Raw genomic sequence first — 21619 nt, forward strand, 5'->3', positions numbered from 1 at the left:
CACCGAGCCTAGGCGAGGTGCCGAGTGGTGGGGCAAGAGCGTTTTGCTTACTTTGCCGCTTTTGCAAAGTGAGCCGCCGTAAGGGCGGAACCCTAAGTGGCCGTTACCGCAGGAATGGATATGTACACGGTCCAACTGTGTTGACTGCCAGGCCGTCTTCGCAGGCAAGCCAGCTCCCACATGTTCAAGCGCATTTCACTTCAGGCTTTTCTCTAGCCAGGCTTTCAAGTCCTGCACTTCCACTGCGCTGATGGTGTGATTCATTCCCGGGTACTCATGAAACTCCGGCTTGAGCCCCAACCCCGTCAGCACCTTGTTCGCCTGCGTGGCCGAGCTAAAGGGCAGCGCCTGGTCCAAGGTGCCATGGCCGATAAAGATCGCCAGCTTGCCCATGGACGCATCAGGTTTGAGCGCAGACCTGAGCACCGGTAGCACGCTGCCACTGAGCGCAGCGATACCGCGTACCAACTCGGGTTCACGCAAGGCCACCTCGTAAGACATGATCGCGCCCTGGCTGAACCCCACCAGGAACACCCGATCACTTTGGGTGTGGTACTTGGCGGTAGCCTTGAGCACAAAGTCCTTGATCAGCCGGGCGCTGCTGAACAGTTCATCAGTCTCGCCGTTGTACTCAGGCTCATCGGTCTTGGTGAACCAACGATAACCTTGCGGCTCCACCGGCAGCGGCGCGCGCACCGACAGGTAGGTCCAGGTGGACGGCAACGCGTCCTTGATGCCAAACAAATCTTCCTCGTTGCTGCCAAACCCATGCAGGAAGATCACCAGCGGCTGGTTGCGCGCATCACCCTGGGTCTGTTCCAGGTAGGACAAAGGCAAGTCGGTGTGCAAGCCGGAGTCGGCATGAGCGGCGCCGGCCACCAGGGCCAAGGCGAGGGCAAGTTGTTTGAGCATCGGGTTTACCTCAGGGGTTTGCGCAACAAATAGGTGTCCATGATCCAGCCGTTTTCCAGGCGCGCCGCCTTGCGTACCCGTTCGATCTCTTCTGCCACGTGCGCCACTTTACCGCTGATCAGGATCTCGTCCGGGGTGCCCAGGTAGGCGCCCCAGTAAATATCCAGGTCCTGATCCGCCACACTGCGGTAGGAATCTTCGGCGTCGAGCATGACCACCAGGGTATCGGCATCACTCGCCTGCCCCGCCGCCAACCGGCGCCCAGTGGTGATTTCGATGGACTTGCCAATACGGTTGAGCGCCACCTTGTGCTGCGCCGCCAGGGCTTGCACGCTGGTGATGCCGGGGATCACTTCAAACTCGAAGACACAGCGACCACTGGAAAGAATCGCCTGCAAGATGCGGATGGTGCTGTCGTACAGCGCCGGGTCGCCCCAGGCCAGGAACGCCCCCACCTCACCGTCAGCCATTTCTTCGTTGATCATGCGTTCGAAGGTCTGCTGCTTATCGCGGTTGAGGTCTTGCACGGCGGTGGTGTAGTCGATTTCACCGCGCACACGCTCCGGGCAGTCGGCCTCGACAAAACGGTAGCCGGGCTCGGTGATGTAGGTGTCGCAGATTTCCCGGCGCAGGTCGATCAGCTTGTCCTTGCTCTGGCCCTTGTCCATCAGGAAGAACACGTCGGTACGGTTCAGCGCCTTCACGGCCTGCATCGTGATGTAGTCGGGGTTGCCGGCGCCAATGCCGATGATCAGGATGCGTTTCATGGGTTGCTCTCAGTGCGGGGCGTGGATTTTGCCATGATCAACGCATCAGGCGTGAGTTTCCAGGCGCAGGCGCCAGACCGCGTTGAAACGCAGCTCGGTGCGCGACAGCGGTTCGACATCGATCAGGTAGAACATCGATACCGGAAATTGCATGACGTACAGCATTGCAGCGCGGATGACCAAGGGATGTGTAACGGCCACCACATGGCCGGGTTGGCACTCCAGTGACCTCATCCATTCGCCCACGCGCGCGCAAATGTGGTCCACCGACTCGCCGCCATGGGGGGCGCTGGCGCTGTCGGTGAGCCAAGTCATCAATTCATCGCGATCAAGCTGGGCAGTGTCCTGCCCCTTCCAATGGCCAAAATCGCCATCGCGTAACGCGGGCTCAACCACGGCGTGGTCACCGAACAGCGTCGCCGTCTGGCGAGTCCGCGCTTCGGGCCCGCATATCAGGCGCACACTTTTGCGGAACCGATCCGTCAGTGACAGCCGCGCATTCTGCCAATCCATCAGTAACGACTCGTCATCGGGAAACCGCCCCTGCTTTTGCATGGGGGTCACGGCATGACATACGAGAGTCAATCGGGTTGCTTGCATAGGCACCTCACTCTGTTCAGGGACGCGGCGCAGGGAAAACGGCGGCGTATTTCAACCTGTCACAACGAACAGGCAAAGGACTGTGACACATGACGGCTCCCCGCATCAGCGGCTGTAACCCTTCGTATTAAGTGGATACGGAACACCTTCGTACAGAAAAGCCACGAAAATTCGCCACAGAAGGCGCGCTTTTCATAACGATAGACGGAGACTTCCATGACGATCCCGGCAGCCACGAACCATGTTCCACCCTCATCTTCGCAACAAACGCCAACAGGCACCTTTGCGTGGCCGGTCAACCCGGATGAAAGGCTGAAGTATGACATCGCTCAGCAGCCGGAAAATCCTGGTCGATCCGAGCCCGTTTCAAGACGCGCACCAAGTTCGCCTCAATTTCTGCTCACTCAAGGACACGTCAGCACGTTGGTGGAAAAGAGTGATGCCGAGCTGGCACAGAAGCTCAGCGCGGCATTGATGGGCCAGGTCGCTGAGGAGCTCACAACCAACAGACAGTCACTCACCGCCCCGACCCTCACCCAGGTTCCGCCTTTTTCCAGCTTCGGCCAAGCGTGGGCACGTTTTAACCAGGCGCTCAGGGCAGAGCCGTTTGCAACCTTTGCCAAAGCCCATCAAATCGACCTGTCCAATTTCAGCTGGAACCCTCAAGAGGGAACCATGACGTGCATGATCAATGACTCCCCCAACAGCTTCACGGAGTTCACCCCTGGCTGGTCACAGGCATCGGCGGACGTCGCCGCAGCGGCCAGAGAGCTGGGCGCCCCGTCGACGACCTGGTTCCGCTACACCGGCGAACACACGCCTCCCAGTTACCTGGTCGGAGACTTCTACGCTATCGCTAGAACCGAGCTTACGCGCAATCCGCGGGCCGTGATCGCGGCACTCCAGCAAGCCGACACATTCCCCTCTCTGGTCATCCCCAACGGCCCCCTGCCATTGGACATCTCGCAACAGACCTTGCGCGCCAGGCAAGCACAACGCAGCGCGAAGGAGACGATCACCCAAGCCACCTTTGAACGCAGCGGCACACTTGCCGACTCCAGTCGCACACCGACGCCCGCCGAACGCGTCGAGGCGGCTGATCGGGAAGTGGCACGGGAGTGTGCAAGAATCCTTACGAGGATCGGCTATCAAAGGCGCATTGATGATCAGTCGCTAACCTTTCTCCCCTTCTTGAATGTGCCTGACGACTCAACCTACGCACACACACGCGAGGCGTTCGGAAAATGCTTCTCCAGCCCCGCTTTCCTGGCGTTTGCGAAAGAACATAATCTCGAGGTGTCATCCTTGTTTATCCACTTGCCGACAGGCCAGTTGGAAGGCTACGTACGAAACCCTGACGGCAGCCGTAAATCGATTGTTTTGCGCACGTCGACTTGCCCCCAATGGGCGGCCCTTGAACCCGACATTTCAAGCGCGGCCCGCAAATACGGGAGAAGCGGCTCGGTCTACGAGGGGCCCGTTCGTACCCAGCAAGCGCTGGATCTCTCTATGATGCTGGACTTTTACGGCGTGACTCGGGAAACCGGCTCAGAGCAGAAGTGGTTCGAACAAGTCGCAGGGCTCATCCGCGATGGCTTCCCCTCCTTGAAAAAAAACAACCCTTCTGCTGACACCTCGCGTGGGATTCGCGAACTGCAGCAGGCAACCCTACAAGCACTTGCAGGCATCACAACCCCTCCAACACCTACTGTCGTTCAAGCGCCTGCGCCGGTAACCACCGCCAAGCCGCCCGTCGCCAGCCCCGTGAGCGACATCGCCCACCGTCTGTTTAACGCAGAGCCCGGGTTGCAATCGGTCGTATCGGGATTACTCAAGGACGCCATCGATGCGTCATTGAACCTCGACGTGGAGCAGTTGGCGTTCGCCGTTCCCGATCCGGACAATCCAGGTGAGCACATTGAAATACCGCTGATGGAAATGATCATCAGCCATGTCGCTGGAGGCGCCGCGCCGGTTTTCGACAGCGCTGGCAAATTCGTCGATACGCGCGAGGACGTGCTCGCCCGTACCGGCAAACCTGCGGGTACTGCACTTCCTATCGATAGGTCAGCGCTACAGAAGGCTATGAGCGAGTTGCCCGATAAGCTGAACGAAACGCTTCGAGCGGCAAAGATCACGTATTGGAATGAGCCGCCGTTCAATGAGCCGACCCCTGGGCTGAGTGCCGACACAGCGCTCAGTGTCACCCCGATTTACGCGGGTAGCCGGCGGTCAATGCTCGGCCAGCTGTTGCACAGCAACCTGCGCCTGGCCAGTTTAAAATCTCCAGGTCTCAATGACATACAACGCGAAACACTGGATACGGTAGCAAGGTTTCCCCACGGGCACCTCAACCCTACAGACAACTCCAAGACAACCATTCACTTCATGGTCCGCACTGACCCGGCCAACCCAGACAGCCCGAACTTTCAAACCCCTAACCTGTTCATCGAACGCAAGGCTGGGGACCGCACCCTCGCAGTGCTGATGTGCGAACCCAGCGGAAAGGTTACCCCTTATGCTTCCCTGAATGCTGCCCAGCAGGCCTGGGAACAGCAAAACCCCGCGGCGCAACCACCGACCCGCACCGACAAGCCCAGCCTGAAAGCCTTCGACGCTGATGCGTTCTACCTGCAAGCGAACGTCATGATTAACAACGGGGACGCCAACGCCGACACTGATCCCGCGCTGATCGTGGCGCGACCATCCCAAGAGTCCGGGCTCAAGCGTCCCGAATGGTCGAAAACCGCCTCCGATGCCAATCGCTTTATTTACCATGACCTGCTTCTGGAGATGGCGGGCTTCGAGCGCCGGCACAAGGGCAAGAGCTTTGGCAGTGATATTCCGGACATTAGCACTTATATCCAGGAACAGATCAAAGCCCTCAACCCTCCACCCTTTCACTATGACATCAAGGATCTGGAAGTCATCTTTCACACTCCCTATGGCGCCCCGGCCAGCGGATTCGGATCAACCCAAACCACCACCCTGTCCTTCACCGAAACCTTTGTACGCAACCTTTCAGGATTACCAAAAGGCCGGGTGGAGGTGCGTCACAAACCGACGGGCATTCATCTAGCCAAGCTCGGAAGAGAGGGCGAACTGGGTAAGTTGATTCAGCAAATCGATGCCGGCAAGAACTACTCCGAATTAGTCAGGCGCGAGCTGCTCGACGATCCTGAAAAACAAACCAGGCGCCAAGCGCTGTTCGCCGAGCAAGTCCCGATTGAACTGAAAATGAGGGCCCTGGAACTTACGGCCAAAGGCGAGGCTGGCTTCGATAACGCCATGGGTTTTCGTTACCTCCAGGCAATACTGGATCCAACGCCAGGGAAGAAGTTCGTCAATGGCAACGAAATCACCGTGCGCCCCTTGGCGCTCATGCGCCTGCCCGGCGCGGTGCCCGATGTGGTCGAAAACATGTTCCTGATCGAACCCAAAGACACCACAGTCGGCCCGCACATTCTTTATCGCCCGTTGAATTCCAGCGCCCCCCTGCTGCAGTTTCCTTCGCGCCAGGCGCTAATGGAGACGGTCCAAACACAGAAGGAGCTACAAAAAGACATTCTTGCCTGGCTGCCTGATGAGACAACCCGCGCCGTCTACAGGCACGATGGCTTTCGCGAACCGCATATGCCGACATATACGCCCGTGTTCACGCCTGCGCCGCCCACACTGGCGACTCACGACCTGTCGTCCGAGCTGCAAACCGGCCAACTGATGAGCTACTTATATGAAGCCAATTCAAGGGCGCTGACATCGCTGGCCGAACACCAAGCCGTATCCAACGGGGAAAGTCGCTGGGAAAGGATTAAAGAAGGGGCAGGCCTATTACTCAATACGGCATTTCTGTTCATGCCAGAGAGTGCCTTTTTAATCGGTATGCCGTTTCAGGCAGACAGCATCATAAGTGATATCAAGACGCTTGCCGGGAGCAGGGAAGGAAACAAAGAAGCAGCCGCAACAGATTTATTCATCAACATAGCGATGTTAATGCTTCACCTCGCAAGAGCACACCCCACTCAAACCTCCTCACGTACTGGAGTCGCGGCCATTCATACGGTACCGCAGGAAACACGCGTAGGTGATTTACCGGCGGCGCCTTCGCCTGAGTCAGCATTACGTGAAGTGATTCGGTTGGGCGGTCCATGGAGGGGTTTCAAGGCCATCGATGGCGACATACAAACCTTCGAGGATATTTACAAAGGCGCCCCACGACTCAATATATTCGGACATGGGACTGAACCGGCCACCGGAGAGCCCGCGAAAGTCGTAGGCGCAAACGGCAAGTTCTATTCGGCGCAAGACATTGTCAATAAACTTCGTGCGGAAAAAATTGACTTCAGCAAATATAAAAACATTGTGCTTCGCGTCTGCTATTCCGGCGCAAACGGCCCGAACTCGCTGGGTGATGAAATCTCCAACCTGACCAACATACCCACCAAGTCATTCGCAGGTCCTGTGCACATGGATTATTTTTTGGGCAAAGACCCAATAGGCCTGTTCAAAACGTACTATCGGGAATTCAAAGCGAAATACCCCACGCTTTCTCCACGCGACATAAAGTTGCTCGCTGACTCGAAAGTGAGGTTGGATTTTGCCAAGAACAACCACCTTAATACGGTGGAAAAGACATCTGGAACGCTGCTGCGATTCAATATTGGCACCCAGAAAGAGCCTGAGATGGTTCAAGAACTTGTCGATTACCGGCCACATTACTCCTACCCTGCCCTGGACGCGGCCCACGTGTTGCCAGCCAATTCAGCCCGATAGCCTGTTGCGGCAGGTTTGCCAATACAACCCTGCCGTTTGATTACCAAGATGCAAACACGGCGTCAGGCCAGCGCCGTTTCCGCAGACGCCACCCTAGGCGTGGCACCGACCACGAAGTCCTCCTTGCGCAACACCACCAGCGCTACCAACGACACCACCCCGGTCGCTACATAGAAATACCACGGCGAAGTAATGTCGCCTGTCACCTTGATCAACCAAGTGGAAATCAACGGCGCACTGCCGCCAAACACCGCGACGGGCACGTTATACGCCACGGCAATCCCAGTGGAGCGAATCCGCGTCGGCAACAGCTCACTCATCAACGCATAGGTTGACGACGCGTACAGCCCGAACAGAATCGCCACCGCCATCAACGGCGCGAAGAAGGTCGCCGGGGTGGCGGTCGGGGCGGATTTGAACAGCCAGAACATCGCCAGGGTCGCCAGCGTGCCGATCACCATCAGGAACGGCTTGCGCCCGTATTTATCGGTAAAGGCCCCGCCAAACGGCATCACGAAAGCCGCCGAGAAGCTGGCGACGAACACGTAGAGCAAGGTGGTGCCGCTGTCGAACTTGAGGATCTTGGCCATGTAAGTCGAGGCGAAGGTCAGCACCAGGTAAAAGATCGAGCTGTGCAAGGTGATGATAGAGAACACCAGGGCAATCGCCCGTTTCCACTGCCAGACCTCGCGCAGCGGCGCCCGCGAAGTTTGCCCGGCGCGTTGCAGGGCGAGGAACTCGGGGCTGTCTTCGAGCTTGAGGCGGATGTACATGGAAATAAAGCCCAGGGGCGCGGCGATCAGGAACGGTACGCGCCAGGCCCATTCCTGCATGACCTCGGCGCCCAGCACCCAGGTCATGCCGTTGGCCACGGCGCCACCGAGCAGCAGGCCGAGCACGGCGGTAACCATCAGCCAGCAGGTGGCAAAGCCACGGCGACCGGGGCCGGCGTATTCAGAGATGAAGCTGGTGACGGTACCGATTTCGCCGCCCGCCGAGAAGCCCTGCACGCAGCGCACCAGAATCAACAGGATCGGTGCGGCGATGCCCAGGCTGGCGTAGGTCGGCAACAGGCCCAGCATCACCGTGGAGCCGGTCATCATCACCAGCGCCATGATCAGGGTTTTGCGCCGGCCGATCTTGTCTGCCAGCGGGCCGAAGAACAGCCCACCCAGAGGGCGGATAAAAAAGCTCAGCGCAAACGCGGCAAAGCTGGCCAACAGGCTGGTGGTGGGGTCATCGGAGACGAAGAACGCCTGGCCGATATAGACCGCGAGAAAGCCATAGACGCCGTAGTCGTACCACTCGATCAAGTGGCCGGAGGTGGCGCCCAGAAACGCACGGCGGCGCTTGCGGACGGTGTCTTGTGCGGGATTGCCCATCGTGGGGACTCCTTGTCTGATTATCGATCCATGTTAAAGCGCGGCGATACTCGCGGTTTGCAGCCAATGCCGCAAGTCGGTCTTGAGAATCTTGCCGTAGCTGTTCTTCGGCAAATCGCTGCGCCACACATATTTTTTCGGCTTTTTGAACGAGGCCATGCGCGCCAGGAACCACGCCGTCAGCTCGCCTTCGTCCAGCGGCTGGCCGCTGCGGGTCACCACGAAGGCCACCACCGACTCCCCCCATTGCGCGTCGGGCTCGCCCACCACGCACACTTCGAACACCTCGGGATGCTGGGCCAGCACTTCCTCGACTTCACGGGGGTACACGTTGCTGCCGCCACTGATGATCACGTCCTTGGAGCGATCCGTCAGGGTCAGGTAGCCGGCCGGGTCGAGGTAGCCGATGTCGCCGGTCAGCAGCCAACCGTCCACCAGCGTCTGGCGCGTGGCCTGCGGGTTGCGCCAGTAGCCCTGCATCACCGTGGCGCCACGCACCGCGATTTCACCGCGCTCGCCGGTGGGCAGTGGCTGGTGCTCGGCATCGAGAATGCGGATCTCGACACAGGCTTGCGCGTGGCCCACCGAGGCGGCCAGGGTGGCCCAGTCGGGGCGCTGGCGCTCGGCGATCAAGGCGCGGGGCAAGACGCTGATGGTCATCGGGCTCTCGCCCTGGCCGTAGATCTGCACCAGGCGCGGGCCGAAGGTGTCGACTGCTTCGCGCAGGTCGGCGAGGTACATGGGGCCGCCGCCGTAGACGATGGTCTTGATGCCGGCGCCGTGATAATCCTGGCGCCGGGCCTGTTCGACCATGCGCTTGACCATGGTCGGCGCAGCAAACAGCGACACCTGGCCCATGTGCTCGGCCAGCCCGAACAGCTCGGCGGCATCGAAGCCATGGGAGGCCGGCACCACATGGCGGGCGCCGCAGCGCACATGGATGAAGTTGTACAGGCCGGCGCCGTGGGACATGGGCGCGGCATACAGCGCCGCATCGTCGGCGCTCACTTGATCGACATCCGTGGCGTAGCACAGCGACATGGCGATCAGGTTGCCGTGCGACAGCATCACGCCCTTGGAGCGCCCGGTGGTGCCAGAGGTATAGAACAGCCAGGCGAGGTCGTGATCCTGGCGGGGCACCGGCTGTTCCAGGCTGGGCCAACCATGGCTGGGCGGCAGCGGGTGGCCGTCCAATTCCGTGCAATGCGCGGGCAAATCCCGCGATGAAAACACCTGGCCGCCGTCGGTAAAGATCAACCGCGCCTCGGCATTATCGGCAATCCACGCCGCTTCGCTGGGGTGCAGCTTGGCGTTGATCGGCACCGCCACCCCGCCCATCCACCAGATGGCGTAGAGCAGTTCCAGGTAGTCGCAGCTGTTTTTCATCAGCAGCGCCACCGCGTCTCCCGGCACCAGGCCATGCTGCTCCACCAGGTGCGCGGCGCGTTGGCGCACGTGGGCGGCGAAGGTGGCGTAGTCGGCCACTTGCACGCTGCCGTCGAACAATGCCGGGCGTTGCGGGGCCCGACGCTGGGTGTCGTGCAGCCAGTTGGCAATGTTCATGACTCAGCTCCGGCGTGCCTGCAGGACCGAGGCGTAGTTGGCCACCGCCATGCCGCCCATGTTGAACACCAGGCCGAACTCCGGGTTGGGCACCGCCAGGCCAATCGGCTCGCCGGTCAATTGCCGGAACGCCAAGGCATGCATGGACACCCCCGTGGCGCCGACGGGGTGCCCCTTGGCCTTGAGCCCGCCGGAAAGGTTCACCGGCAAGCGCCCGCCGGCGCGCACCACCCCGCTGTCGAGCACGCGATGGCCTTCGCCCTTGGGCGCCAGGCCCATGGCTTCATAGATCAGCAACTCGGCAATGGTGAAGCAGTCGTGCACTTCGGCGAAGCTCAGGTCAGCCAGGGTCACATTCGCCCCGCGCAGCGCTGCATGGATCGCGCGTTGCGGGCCCTCAAAGGCGAGGATGTCACGCTGGGCGATGGGCAAGGTGTCGTTGACCTGGGTCATCGCCCGGATTTGCACCTCGCGACGGAACGCCCGCGCACGTTTGGGCGAGGCGAGGATGATCGCGGCTGCGCCATCGCTGATCAGTGAGCAATCGGTCAGGCGCAGGGAGTCAGCCACGAACGGGTTGCTTTGGGACACGTTGTTGCAGTGTTCGAAATTCATCTCCCGATGCATCTGCGCCAGCGGGTTGGCCATGGCATTGGAGTGGTTTTTGGTAGCGATGGCCGCCATCGAGCCCAGCGGGCAGTGGTAACGCTCGGCGTATTGGCGGGCGGCGCGGCCGAACAACTGGGGGAAACTCAGGCCGGCTTCGGCCGGGTCGTTCTGGTAGCCGGCCCCGGCCAAGGCTTGGGTGACCGCGGCAGTGCTGGTGTGGGTCATCTTCTCGGCGCCCACCACCAGCACCAGCTCAGCGCTGCCGGAGAGGATCGCATTGACCCCCGCCTGAATCGCCGCCGAGCCGGATGCACAGGCGTTTTCACAGCGAGTAGCCGGTTTGAAGCGCAGCCCGGGGTCGGCTTGCAATAGCAATGAGGCGGCAAACCCGTCGAGCACCAGCCCCGAGTTGAAATGGCCGAGGAACAACGCATCGATTTGCGACGCGTCAATCTCGGCGTCGCTCAGGGCTTCGCGGGTCACCTGGACGATCAGGTCTTCCAGCGTCGTGCCTTCCAGGCGACCAAAGCGGGAGTGACCAGCGGCAACAATCGAGACGCAATCAGCAGGCATAATCAATTTCTTCTGTTCTTGATTCGGACTTTACTTACAATGACCCACCCCTGATCGTGCGCCAATTCGTGTAACTACTTACACGGGTAAGTAGCGCCCCAGGGCATTGAACAACGAGGCAGGATGCCCCATGACCGCGCTAGCCCAGCAATTTCCCGACCTCGAACGCCTGGCGTTCAAGCTGTCCCCTGCCCCGCAGATCGTCACCAGCGACCGCGTGATTCTCGACTGCAACGACGCTTTCCTGAAGCTGTTCGGCTATACGCGCGACGCACTGGTCAACCAGCTGACCTTGCTGATCTACCCGTCCCAGGCCGACTACCACGCCATCGGCAAGCGCAGCCATGATTGGCTGCTCGACAGCGACAACGGCTTTTATTCCGATGAACGCTTCATGCAGCACCACAATGGCGAAGTGTTCTGGGCCAAGTCCCACGGCTACACCCTCACCCCCAAAGACCCGTTCAAGCTGATGATCTGGCACTTCGAACGCCTGGACCGCATGCACCAGGGCACCGGCGACCTCACGCCCCGGGAGCGGGAAATCGCCATGCACATCGTCAACGGGTTCAAATCCAAAGAAATTGCCCTGCGCCTGGCGATCTCCCACCGCACCGTTGAGGTGCACCGGGCGCGGTTGATGAAGAAACTGCAGGCCAAGACGGTGGTGGAGTTGGTGTCGAAGATCATTATGGTGGCCTGACAGATAAAGGCTGTTTAACCGATGCCCCGCCATCCAAATGTGTGGGCAGCTCCAATGCCGAACAGTTAAGCGAACGCAATGCCCAACGCAACGAAGATCAAATGTGGGAGCTGGCTTGCCTGCGAAAGCGGTCGTGCAGTAATAGATGCAGTGACTGAAACGTCGTCATCGCAGCATAGGTACCTACGCAGCCACCGGTAACTACGATGCGAAGCGAGCCGCTCTTGATCTGCTTTTGATCTTGATCTCAGGCGCCCCGTTAAACCACGCTGGCCGAACGCAGGCTTGAATTCGTGGGTAACCCGGCAGGACGCCGGGTTAGCCGYCCYGSGCCAWGGATGGCSCRTGRCGGCGGCCCACGGATTCAAGCCKGWGTKMGGGCACACCGAGCCTAAGCGAGGTGCCGAGTGGTGGGGCAAGAGCGTTTTGCTTACTTTTGCGCTTTTCAAAAGTGAGCCGCTGTAAAAGCGGAACCATAAGCAGCCATGACCTAAATAATGGATATGTACACGGTCTGATCCAAGATTATGGTCGGCTCTCAGGCCGCCTTCGCAGGCAAGCCAGCTCCCACAGTTTGATCGTGGGGTATCAGCTAGAGAAGCGTCGGCTGGCTGGCCGTCATCTCAGGCAAGCCAGCTTCCACATTTGGATTGAGGGGCGTCAGGTAGACAGGCGTCGGCTGTCTGGGCCGCGTAGCTGAAACGTTCAACCGAGCACGTCCATACAATTCCCCACCGCCCTGCCCCCCTAACCTCACGGCTTTCGAACCCTCAGAAGCGCTGGAGAACGGGCATGGGTAACACAGCAACCAAGGTATCGCTGGCATTGACGCTGCTGGCAAGTGCGATGATGAGCAACGCGTTTGCCGCCACCCCGAACGTGGCCGTGGCGCCGCAGTACGACACCAGCCATGTGTATGTGGCACCGGCCGATGTGGACCGTTTTGCCCAGAGTTTCCTCGCCACCTTCGGCGGCAAAAGCACGCCCCAGATCGTGGTCAACGTGCTGCCGGTGCCGAGCAGCACCACCTCGCAATTGCTCCAGACCCCGGCGGGCACCGTGTCGTTGTTCGGCTTTACCACCCCCGTGCCTCACCCGTTCGGCCAGGAACGCAACGGCTATCTGGTCAAGGACATGGACGTGGCCCTCAAGGCCGCGCGGGAAAATGGCGCCGACGTAATCGTCAGCGATTTCCCCGACCCCATCGGCCGTGATGCCGTGGTGCAATGGCCGGGCGGTGTGAACATGCAGCTCTACTGGCACACCAAGACCCCGGATTACGCCGCCTTCGACACCGTGCCGGAAAACCGTGTGTATGTGTCCAACGACAGCGCCGAGCGGTTTATCAAGGCATTCCTGGGTTTCTCCCACGGCAAGGTAGTGAGCGACGACAAGCACGCCCCTGGGGTTGATGTCGGCCAGGCCGGCGGCCACTACCGCCGCGTCGAGATCGAATCGCCGTTCGGGCGCATGGCGGTGCTGGTCACCAACGGCCAACTGCCCTACCCGTTCGGCCACGACACCACCGGTTACCAGGTCAACGACCTCGCCGCCACCCTGGGCAAGGCCACTGGCTCTGGCGCCACAGTGCTGGTGCCGGCGTTCGACAGCAAAGGTCGGCGCAGTGCGTTGGTGGAGTTCCCGGGCGGTTATGTCGCAGAAATCCACCAACTCAGCGCGGCAAAATGATTCGTCACGCAGGCTGGAGCCTGGCTGTGCTGTGGCCGTTGCTTGCTGGCAGCGTGCAGGCCGACGACCAGCTGGTACGCCCGGCGATCAAGGCCAACCGCTGGCAGGAAGACTGGTCTGTGCTCAAGGACCCGGCATTGCGCACACAACCGCTGGACAACCTCAAGTACATCCCACTGTCCGCCGCCAACCCGTTCACCTACTTGTCGTTGGGCGCCACCTTGCGTGAACGCTTCGAGATGAACGACGCCAGCGGGTTCGGCGTGCGGGATGTACCGCGTGACCGCTACCTGATCCAGCGCTTTCAGGTGCACGCCGACTTGCACCTGAACGAACACTGGCGGCTGTTCACCCAGTTGGAAGATGTGCGGGCCTATGACAAGACCACCATTGGCGGTGCCGACCAGAACCGCGTCGACCTGCGCCTGGCCTTTGCCGAATACGTGAAGACCTTCAGCGCTGGCACCTTCAAGGCACGGGCTGGCCGCCAGGATTTCGCCTTCGACTTGCAGCGTTTCATCTCGTCACGGGACGGCCCGAATGTGCGGCAGTCCTTCGATGCGTTGTGGGCGGACTGGGAAACGCCGCAATGGCGCTTCATCGGGATCGCCAGCCAACCGGTGCAGTACCAGGATGGCCGGCATTTCGACGACAAGTCCAACAGCGACGCGCGCTTCCACATGCTACGAGTCGAGCGGCTGGTGGGCGGCACCAATGAGCTGTCGGCCTATTACGGCGTGTACGAGCGCAGCGCCGCCCATTACCTGGACGCCGACGGCGAAGAGACGCGCCAGTTGCTGGACGCCCGCCTGGGTGGCGCAGCCCAGGGTTTCGACTGGGACGTCGAAGCCATGCTGCAACGCGGCTCGGTGGGCAGCAAGACGATTCGCGCCTGGGCCGGTGGCAGCCGCACCGGCTACACCTTTGACACGCTGGCCTGGAAGCCGCGTATCGGCCTGCAACTGGATATCGCTTCCGGTGACCGCCAGGCCGGTGACGGCCGGGTCGGCACCTTCAACCCGCTGTTCCCCAATGGCTATTACTTTTCCCTGGCGGGCTACACCGGCTACAGCAACCTGATCCACGTCAAGCCGTCGATCACCGTCAAGCCCCTCGCCAAGCTCAGCTTGCAAACCGCCGTCGGCCTGCTGTGGCGGCAGACCACCGCAGACGCCGTCTACACCCAGCCCAACCTGGCCGTGGCTGGCACGGCGGGCCAAGGCGAGCGCTGGACCGGCGCCTACGGCCAACTGCGCACCGACTACGCCTTTACGCCCAACCTCAGCGGTGCGGTCGAAGCGGTGCACTACGCGGTCGGCCAGACGCTGCGTGATGCCGGTGGGCACGACAGCAATTACCTGGGCATGGAGCTCAAGTTCAGTTGGTGAGACAAGCACACCCATACAAGCCTGGGCTCAGGTTTACGGCAATAGTGAGGCGGTTTTTACACCGCCCTTTTTCAGCCCTGCAAGGAGTTTCAGATGAGCACATTCGTTGCCAAAGACGGTACCCAGATCTACTTCAAGGACTGGGGCAGCGGTAAGCCCGTGCTGTTCAGCCACGGCTGGCCGCTGGATGCGGACATGTGGGAATACCAGATGGAATACCTGAGCAGCCGTGGCTTTCGCACCATTGCCTTTGACCGTCGTGGTTTTGGCCGCTCGGACCAGCCATGGACCGGTAACGACTACGACACCTTCGCTGACGATATCGCCCAGTTGATCGAACACCTTGACCTGCAGGACGTGACCCTGGTGGGCTTCTCCATGGGTGGCGGTGACGTGGCGCGCTACATCGCCCGCCACGGCAGTGCCCGTGTCGCCGGCCTGGTGTTGTTGGGCGCGGTCACGCCGATCTTCGGTCAGCAAGCCGACTACCCCCAAGGCGTGCCAGGCGAGGTGTTCGATGGCATCAAGGCCGGCCTGTTGAAGGATCGTGCGCAGTTCATCAGCGACTTCAACACGCCATTCTTCGGTCTCAATAAAGGCCAGCACGTTTCGGAGGGTGTGCTCAGCCAAACCCTGCAGATCGCCATGCTCGCGTCGCTCAAATCCACCGTGGATTGCGTCACGGCGTTCTCGCAAACCGACTTCCGCCCGGACATGGCCAAAATCGACGTGCCGACCCTGGTGATCCATGGCGACGGCGACCAGATCGTGCCGTTCGAAACCACCGGCAAGGTGGCTGCTGAAATGATCAAGGGCGCGCAACTGAAGGTGTACAAGGATGCGCCTCACGGGTTTGCCGTGACCCACGCTCAACAGCTCAATGAAGACCTGTTGGGATTCCTGAACCGTTGACATCTTGATGCCCCTGTAGGAGCGAGCTTGCTCGCGAAGAACGTCAACGATAACGCGTGCTTGCTGAATGAACGCGGCGCCTATGCGTTTTTCGCGAGCAAGCTCGCTCCTACAGAAGGCAGAAGGCCGGGCGAGCCAGGCCTTTTTTGTTCAGGCAAAGCGCTGGCTCAGCACCAGCCGCCCCGGCCCTGCGATCAGCACGCTGGTAAAGATGATCAACAGCAGCCAGCCGAACTGCCCTTCGAACAGCGTCCACTCCGGGTGCACCACCAGCAACGCGATGACCAGCACCGCCAGGATCGGCAGGCACGCCAGGCGCACCAGCACGCCCGCGACGATCAGCAGCGGGCACAGCACCTCGGCAAAGATCGCCAGCAGCAACGTGACATGGGCGCCCAGGTGAAACGGGGCCTCGATCAGCTTCAATTGCTCGCTGTAGTGGAGCAACTTGGGCAACCCATGCACCCACAGCAGGAACAACGCCCCGCTGACCCGCAGGAACAACAACCCGATATCCTGATTTCTCGCTTCGTTCATACGCCACCTGTGTCCGTCAAAAATGAGCGGCAGCCAGTGTGTCCGAAGCCACGCCGACGCACTTGCAGGCTTGTGCTGAAAGCCTGCGTTTGCATTGCCCGAAGAACCCGGCATGATCTTGCTGAACTGCCGACCCCGCGCTACGGTCCCAACCCATACGCTCATCGCTACAGGAACTTTTCCATGACGCTTCCCCAAGAAATGACCCTGATCGAAATCACCACCCCTGGCGGGCCCGAGGTCTTGCAGCCGCGCAGCGCCGACGTGCCAGTGGCCGGGCCAGGCGAGATTCTGATTCGCGTGCACGCCGCCGGGGTCAACCGCCCAGACGCCTTGCAGCGCGCGGGTAAATACCCGATGAAGCCCGGCATGAGCCCGATTCCGGGGTTGGAAGTGGCCGGTGAAGTGGTGGCGCTGGGCACTGGCGTGAACGAATACAGCCTGGGCGACAAGGTTTGCGCCCTGACCAATGGCGGCGGCTATGCGCAGTATTGCGCGGTGCCGGCCAGCCAGGCGCTGCCGATCCCCGCAGGCATGGACTGGATTCAGGCCGCTGCCGTGCCGGAAACGTTCTTTACGGTCTGGGCCAACCTGTTCGGTCTCGGCGGTGCCCGCAAAGGCCAGCGCGCCTTGATCCACGGCGGCACCAGCGGCATCGGCACCACCGCGTTGATGCTTTGCCAGGAGTTCGGCATCCAGGCATTCGCCACGGCGGGCAGCGCCGACAAATGCGCGGCGATTGCCAAGCTCGGTGCCGAGCCGATCAACTACCGCGAACAGGCATTTGCCGAGGTCATCGCCAAACAGACCGATGGCAAAGGCGTCAACGTGATCCTCGACATCATGGGCGCCTCGTACCTCAACAATAACCTCAAGGCCCTGGGCATGGACGGCCACCTGGTGATCCTCGGCTTCCTCGGTGGTGGCAAGGCCAACGACGTCGACCTGCTGACCATCCTCGGCAAACGAGCGGTGATCACCGGCTCGCTGCTGCGGGCCCGCACGCGGGAAGAAAAGGCCGAGATTGCCGAGCAACTGCGCGAACATGTGTGGCCGGTACTCAGTGCCGGGCGCTGCCTGCCGATTATCGACCAGGTCTACGCCTACACCGACGCCGCCCAGGCCCATGCGCGGATGGAAGGTGGGGACCATATCGGCAAGATTGTGTTGCGAGTGGAGTGAGGCATTTTTGATGTGCAGAGGGGTTACAGATCCCTGTGGGAGCGGGCTTGCTCGCGAAAGCGGTGGGTCAGTCAACATAAGTGTTTNAGCAAGCCCGCTCCCACACTAGTGTTGGGCATACACCGGATAATCCACATACCCCGCCTGTGTCCCGCCATACAAGCCTTCGGCCTTCAACGCATTCAACGGCCAGCCATTGAACAGCCGCTGGGGCAAGTCCGGGTTGGCAATGAAGGGCCGTCCAAAGGCGATCAAGTCCGCCAACCCGGCCTCTACCAGCCGTGCGCCGCGCTCGGCGGTGTAGCGCCCGGCGTAGATGATCCTGCCGCTGAAGGTGGCGCGCACGGCCTGGCGAAATGTGTCGGGCAGGTCGGGGGCGTTGTCCCAGTCGGCCTCGGCAATGGACACATAGGCGAGGCCCGACGCTTCCAGCACTTTGATCGCTTCGATATAGGTAAGGTGCGGGTCTTCTTCCACCAGGCCGATGTAGACCCGGTCCTGATCGGTGCCACTGAACAGCGGCGAAAAGCGCACGCCCAGGCGTTCCGGCCCCACCACTTTGCACACCGCTTCGACAATCTCGCGCAGCAAGCGCAGGCGATTGTCCAGCGAGCCGCCGTACTCATCCTCACGGAGGTTGGAATGGGCCGAGATGAACTGGTTAACGAGGTAGCCGTTGGCCGCGTGAATTTCCACGCCGTCGAACCCGGCGTCCAGGGCATTGCGCGCAGCCTGGGCGTAGTGCCCGACCAGCTCTTCGATTTCCAGCGTGGTCAAGGCACGCGGGACGGGTGGCTGCACCAGTTCCCCCCTACCCGGCCCGGTTTCAATGAAGGCTTTGGCTTGCAACGCCGGCAGCGCAGACGGGCCCACCGGGGCTCCACCGTCAGGTTGCAGCGCGTTATGGGACACCCGCCCCACGTGCCATAGCTGGGCGAAGATTACACCACCCTCGGCATGCACCGCTGCAGTGACTTTGCGCCAACCCTCGATTTGCGCCGGTGTATGAATGCCGGGCGTCCAGGCGTAGCCCTGGCCCCGAGGTTCGATCTGCGTACCCTCGCTGACCATGAACCCGGCACTGGCCCGCTGACGGTAATACTCGGCCATCAGGCCGGTGGCGATATTACCCGGCTGGGCGCTGCGCTGGCGGGTCAGCGGTGGCAGTACCACACGGTTGTTCAAGCGGTGATGCCCCAGCTTGATCGGGGTGTTCAAGATGCAGTCAGGCACGGCGATATTCCAAATTCAGGACGAACGAAAACCGTGGCGACTCCTGGGAGTCGCCACCGCGTAGATCGGTTGATTAATTTAAGCGCAGAGTGTCAGCAGGGCCTTGGCCACTTCGCTGGAGCTGCCTGGGTTTTGCCCAGTCACCAGCAAACCGTCGACAATGACGAAGGATTGCCAGTCGGCGCCCTTCTCATACAGGCCGCCCAATTTACGGAATTCATCTTCAATCAGGAACGGCACGACCTCGGTCAACTGCACAGCGGCCTCTTCCGAATTGGAGAACCCGGTGACGCGGCGGCCCTTGATCAACGGCTCACCGTTAACTGCCTTGACGTGACGCAAGGCACCCGGTGCATGGCACACAAAGCCAACGGGCTTGCCGGCCCGCTCGAAAGCTTCGATCAGCGCGATGGACACCGGCGACTCCGCCAGGTCCCACAGCGGACCGTGGCCGCCTGGGTAGAACACGGTGTCGAAGTCGGCGGCATTGACCGAGTCCAGCTTCACGGTGGTCGCCAGGGCTTGCTGCGCAGCCGGGTCTTTGCCGAAGCGCTCGGTCTGCTCGGTTTGCGCATCCGGTTCATCGCTCTTGGGGTCCAACGGCGGCTGGCCGCCGGCCGGAGAAGCCAGCACCACTTCGGCGCCAGCGTCCTTGAACGCGTAATAAGGTGCGGCGAATTCTTCGAGCCAGAAGCCGGTCTTGCGCCCGGTATCGCCAAGCTGGTCGTGAGAGGTCAGTACCATTAATACTTTCATTTTCCAGTGCCTCGATCGATGTGAATAACAGGGTTTTCAGGGCTGCCCAACAACTGTTGGGTCAGCAGCAGCGCCTCGGTGAACGGCGCGGTGGTACGGGTGATCTTGCCCATGACGCTGGTTCCCAACCATAGCGCATACAAACGCCTGGCCAGGCTTTCGGGGGCCTGCTCGAACCTGAGCGAGCCGTCTTCGACGCCGCGTTGAAGGGCCACGGCAAGCAAGTCGATGGTGCGCGAAGTACCGCGTTGCAGCGCCAGCCGCATGGGTTCTGACAGATCGGAGACCTCCGCCCCAAGCTTCACGGCCAGGCATTTGCCGGCGTCGGTGCAGCCGGTGTGGTTGTCGATCCAGCCTTGCCAATAACGCATCAGCTTGGCGTGGTGGGTCAATCCCGGCTGATCGAACAGCTGCTGCATGCCCTCGACGTAGTGGTCGAAATAGGTATCGAGTAACACCACGCCAAAGGCATCTTTGGAGTTGAAGTAGTGATAAAACGAACCCTTGGGCACTTGCGCCGCTTGAAGGATCTCGTTCAAGCCCACCGCCGAAAACCCCTTGGCCCCGACAATGGATTGCGCCCGTTCAAGAATCGCTTGCCGCGCACTGCTGCTTGCGTTGCTCATGCTTGCCCCTCTGCGATTAGACCAGTCGTCTAGTGCGTTGGGCTCATGTTAGGCAGCGCGGCATTGGCTCACAATGTCATATCCGCAAGGATTCCGGACACGCACGAAAGTCGGTTGCCGTTTGCCCGGCACACGCCGACAATCGCCTCTCCCCTGCCCCTTGGAGAGATGCAATGCACAGCGTTGCGCTGATGGTTTACCCGAATTTCCAGTCGTTGAGCCTCAGCCTGGGCTCGGTGTTCGAGTGTGCCAACCTGCTGCGCGGCGAGCCGGCCTATGAGTTTCACCTGGTGTCGGAAAGCGGCGGCGCCGTGATGACCTCCCAGGGCTTTTCGGTGAACACCAGCGCGCTGCGCCCAGAGGGCTATGACACCTTGATTGTCAGCGGCTACCTGGAGTTTCGCCTGCCGGAAGCCAACCTGCTGGAACTGGTCAAGGCCGCGTCCGCGCAGTCGCGCCGGGTGGCGTCGTTATGCATGGGCATCTTTGTGCTGGCCGAGGCTGGCCTGCTGGCTGGCAAGCGCACCACCACCCACTGGATCCACGCACCCGCGTTTCGCAAGCGTTACCCGGATATTCGCCTGGAAGAGGACAAGTTGTTCATTGTCGACGGCCAGGTGTGGACCGGTGCGGGCATGAGCGCCGGGGTCGACCTGGCGCTGGCGATGGTGGAGGACGACCTGGGCAGCGACCTGGCCCGTCGCATTGCACGCAAACTGGTGATTGCCCAGCGCCGTGGCAGCGAGCAGTCGCAACTGTCGGCCTTGCTGGAACTGGACCCCAAGTCCGACCGCGTGCAGTTGGCCCTGGCCTATGCCCGTGAAAACCTCACCCATGATTTGTCGGTGGACGCACTGGCCGACGTCGCCCGGCTCAGCCCACGCCAGTTCAGCCGGGTGTTTCGCGAAGAAACCGGGCAGACCCCGGCCAAGGCCATTGAGGCCCTGCGGGTGGAAGCTGCGCGGGCAATGATGGAAACCAGCCGCCACCCGGTGGAAGTGGTGGCGCGCGAAACCGGGTTTGGTGATCGCGAGCGCATGCGCCAGGCGTTCCTCAGGGCCTTCGGGCAGCCGCCCCAGGCGATGCAGCAGGTGCTGTTCAACCCGGGCTAGGCCCGTGACGGCCTGACAGCCGACGCCTATCTACCTGAAGTGCCATGATCCAATGTGGGAGCTGGCTTGCCTGCGATGGCGGCCTACCAGCCGACACTTACCTACCTGACACCCCGCGATCAAACTGTGGGAGCGGGCTTGCTCGCGAAGGCGGCCTGACAGCCGACCAGAATCTTGGATCAGACCGTGTACATATCCGTTATTTGGGTAACGGCTGCTTATGGTTCCGCTTTTACAGCGGGTCACTTTTGGAAAAGAGCCCCAAAAGTAACCAAAAGGGCTCTTGCCCCACCACTCGGCAC

At 61.0% G+C, this 21619-nt stretch carries 17 protein-coding genes; 7 read left to right on the plus strand and 10 right to left on the minus strand.

The features are described 5' to 3' along the window. Nucleotides 1-195 precede the first annotated feature (195 nt). The 3 genes from ACTJLA_RS26005 to ACTJLA_RS26015 are packed head-to-tail and all read right to left on the minus strand — an operon-like array spanning nucleotide 196 to nucleotide 2279. On the minus strand, nucleotides 196-912 hold the full coding sequence (locus tag ACTJLA_RS26005) for an alpha/beta hydrolase (RefSeq protein ID WP_072448644.1): 717 nt from the start codon (nucleotides 910-912) through the stop codon (nucleotides 196-198). Between the two features lie 5 nt (nucleotides 913-917). Further along, entirely contained in the window at nucleotides 918-1679 is a 762-nt protein-coding gene (gene cobF, locus ACTJLA_RS26010; protein ID WP_236455020.1) for a precorrin-6A synthase (deacetylating), read from the minus strand. A gap of 45 nt (nucleotides 1680-1724) precedes the next feature. Next, nucleotides 1725-2279: a histidine phosphatase family protein gene (locus tag ACTJLA_RS26015; protein ID WP_034127306.1), complete on the minus strand. Its 555-nt coding sequence runs from the start codon at nucleotides 2277-2279 to the stop codon at nucleotides 1725-1727. Nucleotides 2280-2495: 216 nt separating this feature from the next. On the opposite strand from ACTJLA_RS26015, the gene ACTJLA_RS26020 reads away from it, so the two are divergent. Beyond that, nucleotides 2496-7052, plus strand: a complete 4557-nt coding sequence (locus tag ACTJLA_RS26020; protein ID WP_440842414.1) for a hypothetical protein — start codon at nucleotides 2496-2498, stop codon at nucleotides 7050-7052. Nucleotides 7053-7114: 62 nt separating this feature from the next. On the opposite strand, the gene ACTJLA_RS26025 is transcribed toward ACTJLA_RS26020, so the two are convergent. From ACTJLA_RS26025 to ACTJLA_RS26035, 3 genes are read right to left on the minus strand one after another with little or no spacing between them, the layout of a single operon-like run. Then, nucleotides 7115-8434 (minus strand): MFS transporter, encoded by a 1320-nt coding sequence (locus ACTJLA_RS26025; RefSeq protein WP_314544361.1) that lies wholly within the window; start codon nucleotides 8432-8434, stop codon nucleotides 7115-7117. Nucleotides 8435-8467: 33 nt separating this feature from the next. Further along, nucleotides 8468-9997 carry a class I adenylate-forming enzyme family protein gene (locus ACTJLA_RS26030; protein WP_314544363.1) on the minus strand — a complete coding sequence of 510 codons (1530 nt, stop codon included), beginning with the start codon at nucleotides 9995-9997 and terminating at the stop codon, nucleotides 8468-8470. Nucleotides 9998-10000: 3 nt separating this feature from the next. Next, entirely contained in the window at nucleotides 10001-11179 is a 1179-nt protein-coding gene (locus ACTJLA_RS26035; RefSeq protein WP_440842416.1) for an acetyl-CoA acetyltransferase, read from the minus strand. 130 nt (nucleotides 11180-11309) lie between these two features. Here ACTJLA_RS26035 and ACTJLA_RS26040 point away from each other — a divergent pair, with 130 nt between their 5' ends. The 4 genes from ACTJLA_RS26040 to ACTJLA_RS26055 all read left to right on the plus strand — a co-directional run bounded on the left by ACTJLA_RS26040 (nucleotide 11310) and on the right by ACTJLA_RS26055 (nucleotide 15871). Next, nucleotides 11310-11882, plus strand: coding sequence for a LuxR C-terminal-related transcriptional regulator (locus tag ACTJLA_RS26040; protein WP_003190613.1), 573 nt, complete (start codon nucleotides 11310-11312; stop codon nucleotides 11880-11882). Nucleotides 11883-12674: 792 nt separating this feature from the next. Further along, nucleotides 12675-13571, plus strand: a complete 897-nt coding sequence (locus ACTJLA_RS26045) for a glyoxalase (RefSeq protein ID WP_314544370.1) — start codon at nucleotides 12675-12677, stop codon at nucleotides 13569-13571. Further along, a complete protein-coding gene (locus tag ACTJLA_RS26050) occupies nucleotides 13568-14959 on the plus strand; it encodes an alginate export family protein (protein ID WP_057977093.1) in 1392 nt (463 codons plus the stop codon). The genes ACTJLA_RS26045 and ACTJLA_RS26050 overlap by 4 nt, the downstream gene beginning before the upstream one ends. 93 nt (nucleotides 14960-15052) lie before the next feature. Continuing rightward, nucleotides 15053-15871, plus strand: a complete 819-nt coding sequence (locus tag ACTJLA_RS26055; RefSeq protein ID WP_054898548.1) for an alpha/beta fold hydrolase — start codon at nucleotides 15053-15055, stop codon at nucleotides 15869-15871. A gap of 150 nt (nucleotides 15872-16021) precedes the next feature. Here the strand turns inward: ACTJLA_RS26055 and ACTJLA_RS26060 are convergent, their stop codons facing one another. Next, nucleotides 16022-16408 carry a DoxX family protein gene (locus tag ACTJLA_RS26060; protein ID WP_440842418.1) on the minus strand — a complete coding sequence of 129 codons (387 nt, stop codon included), beginning with the start codon at nucleotides 16406-16408 and terminating at the stop codon, nucleotides 16022-16024. 183 nt (nucleotides 16409-16591) lie between these two features. On the opposite strand from ACTJLA_RS26060, the gene ACTJLA_RS26065 reads away from it, so the two are divergent. Next, a complete protein-coding gene (locus tag ACTJLA_RS26065) occupies nucleotides 16592-17590 on the plus strand; it encodes an NAD(P)H-quinone oxidoreductase (RefSeq protein ID WP_106117991.1) in 999 nt (332 codons plus the stop codon). A 105-nt stretch (nucleotides 17591-17695) separates the two neighbouring features. Here the strand turns inward: ACTJLA_RS26065 and ACTJLA_RS26070 are convergent, their stop codons facing one another. The 3 genes from ACTJLA_RS26070 to ACTJLA_RS26080 all read right to left on the minus strand — a co-directional run bounded on the left by ACTJLA_RS26070 (nucleotide 17696) and on the right by ACTJLA_RS26080 (nucleotide 20205). Further along, nucleotides 17696-18823 carry an alkene reductase gene (locus ACTJLA_RS26070; protein WP_054898550.1) on the minus strand — a complete coding sequence of 376 codons (1128 nt, stop codon included), beginning with the start codon at nucleotides 18821-18823 and terminating at the stop codon, nucleotides 17696-17698. A 78-nt stretch (nucleotides 18824-18901) separates the two neighbouring features. Continuing rightward, nucleotides 18902-19579 carry a type 1 glutamine amidotransferase domain-containing protein gene (locus ACTJLA_RS26075; protein WP_054898551.1) on the minus strand — a complete coding sequence of 226 codons (678 nt, stop codon included), beginning with the start codon at nucleotides 19577-19579 and terminating at the stop codon, nucleotides 18902-18904. Further along, a complete protein-coding gene (locus ACTJLA_RS26080) occupies nucleotides 19576-20205 on the minus strand; it encodes a TetR/AcrR family transcriptional regulator (RefSeq protein WP_054898552.1) in 630 nt (209 codons plus the stop codon). The genes ACTJLA_RS26075 and ACTJLA_RS26080 overlap by 4 nt, the downstream gene beginning before the upstream one ends. A gap of 173 nt (nucleotides 20206-20378) precedes the next feature. On the opposite strand from ACTJLA_RS26080, the gene ACTJLA_RS26085 reads away from it, so the two are divergent. Then, complete coding sequence (locus ACTJLA_RS26085) at nucleotides 20379-21317, plus strand: GlxA family transcriptional regulator (RefSeq protein ID WP_034127293.1); 939 nt, start codon at nucleotides 20379-20381, stop codon at nucleotides 21315-21317. Nucleotides 21318-21619: the final 302 nt, after the last annotated feature.

It is taken from the genome of Pseudomonas sp. 22072, assembly GCF_052046095.1.
Taxonomy (GTDB): Bacteria; Pseudomonadota; Gammaproteobacteria; order Pseudomonadales; family Pseudomonadaceae; genus Aquipseudomonas; species Aquipseudomonas paracarnis.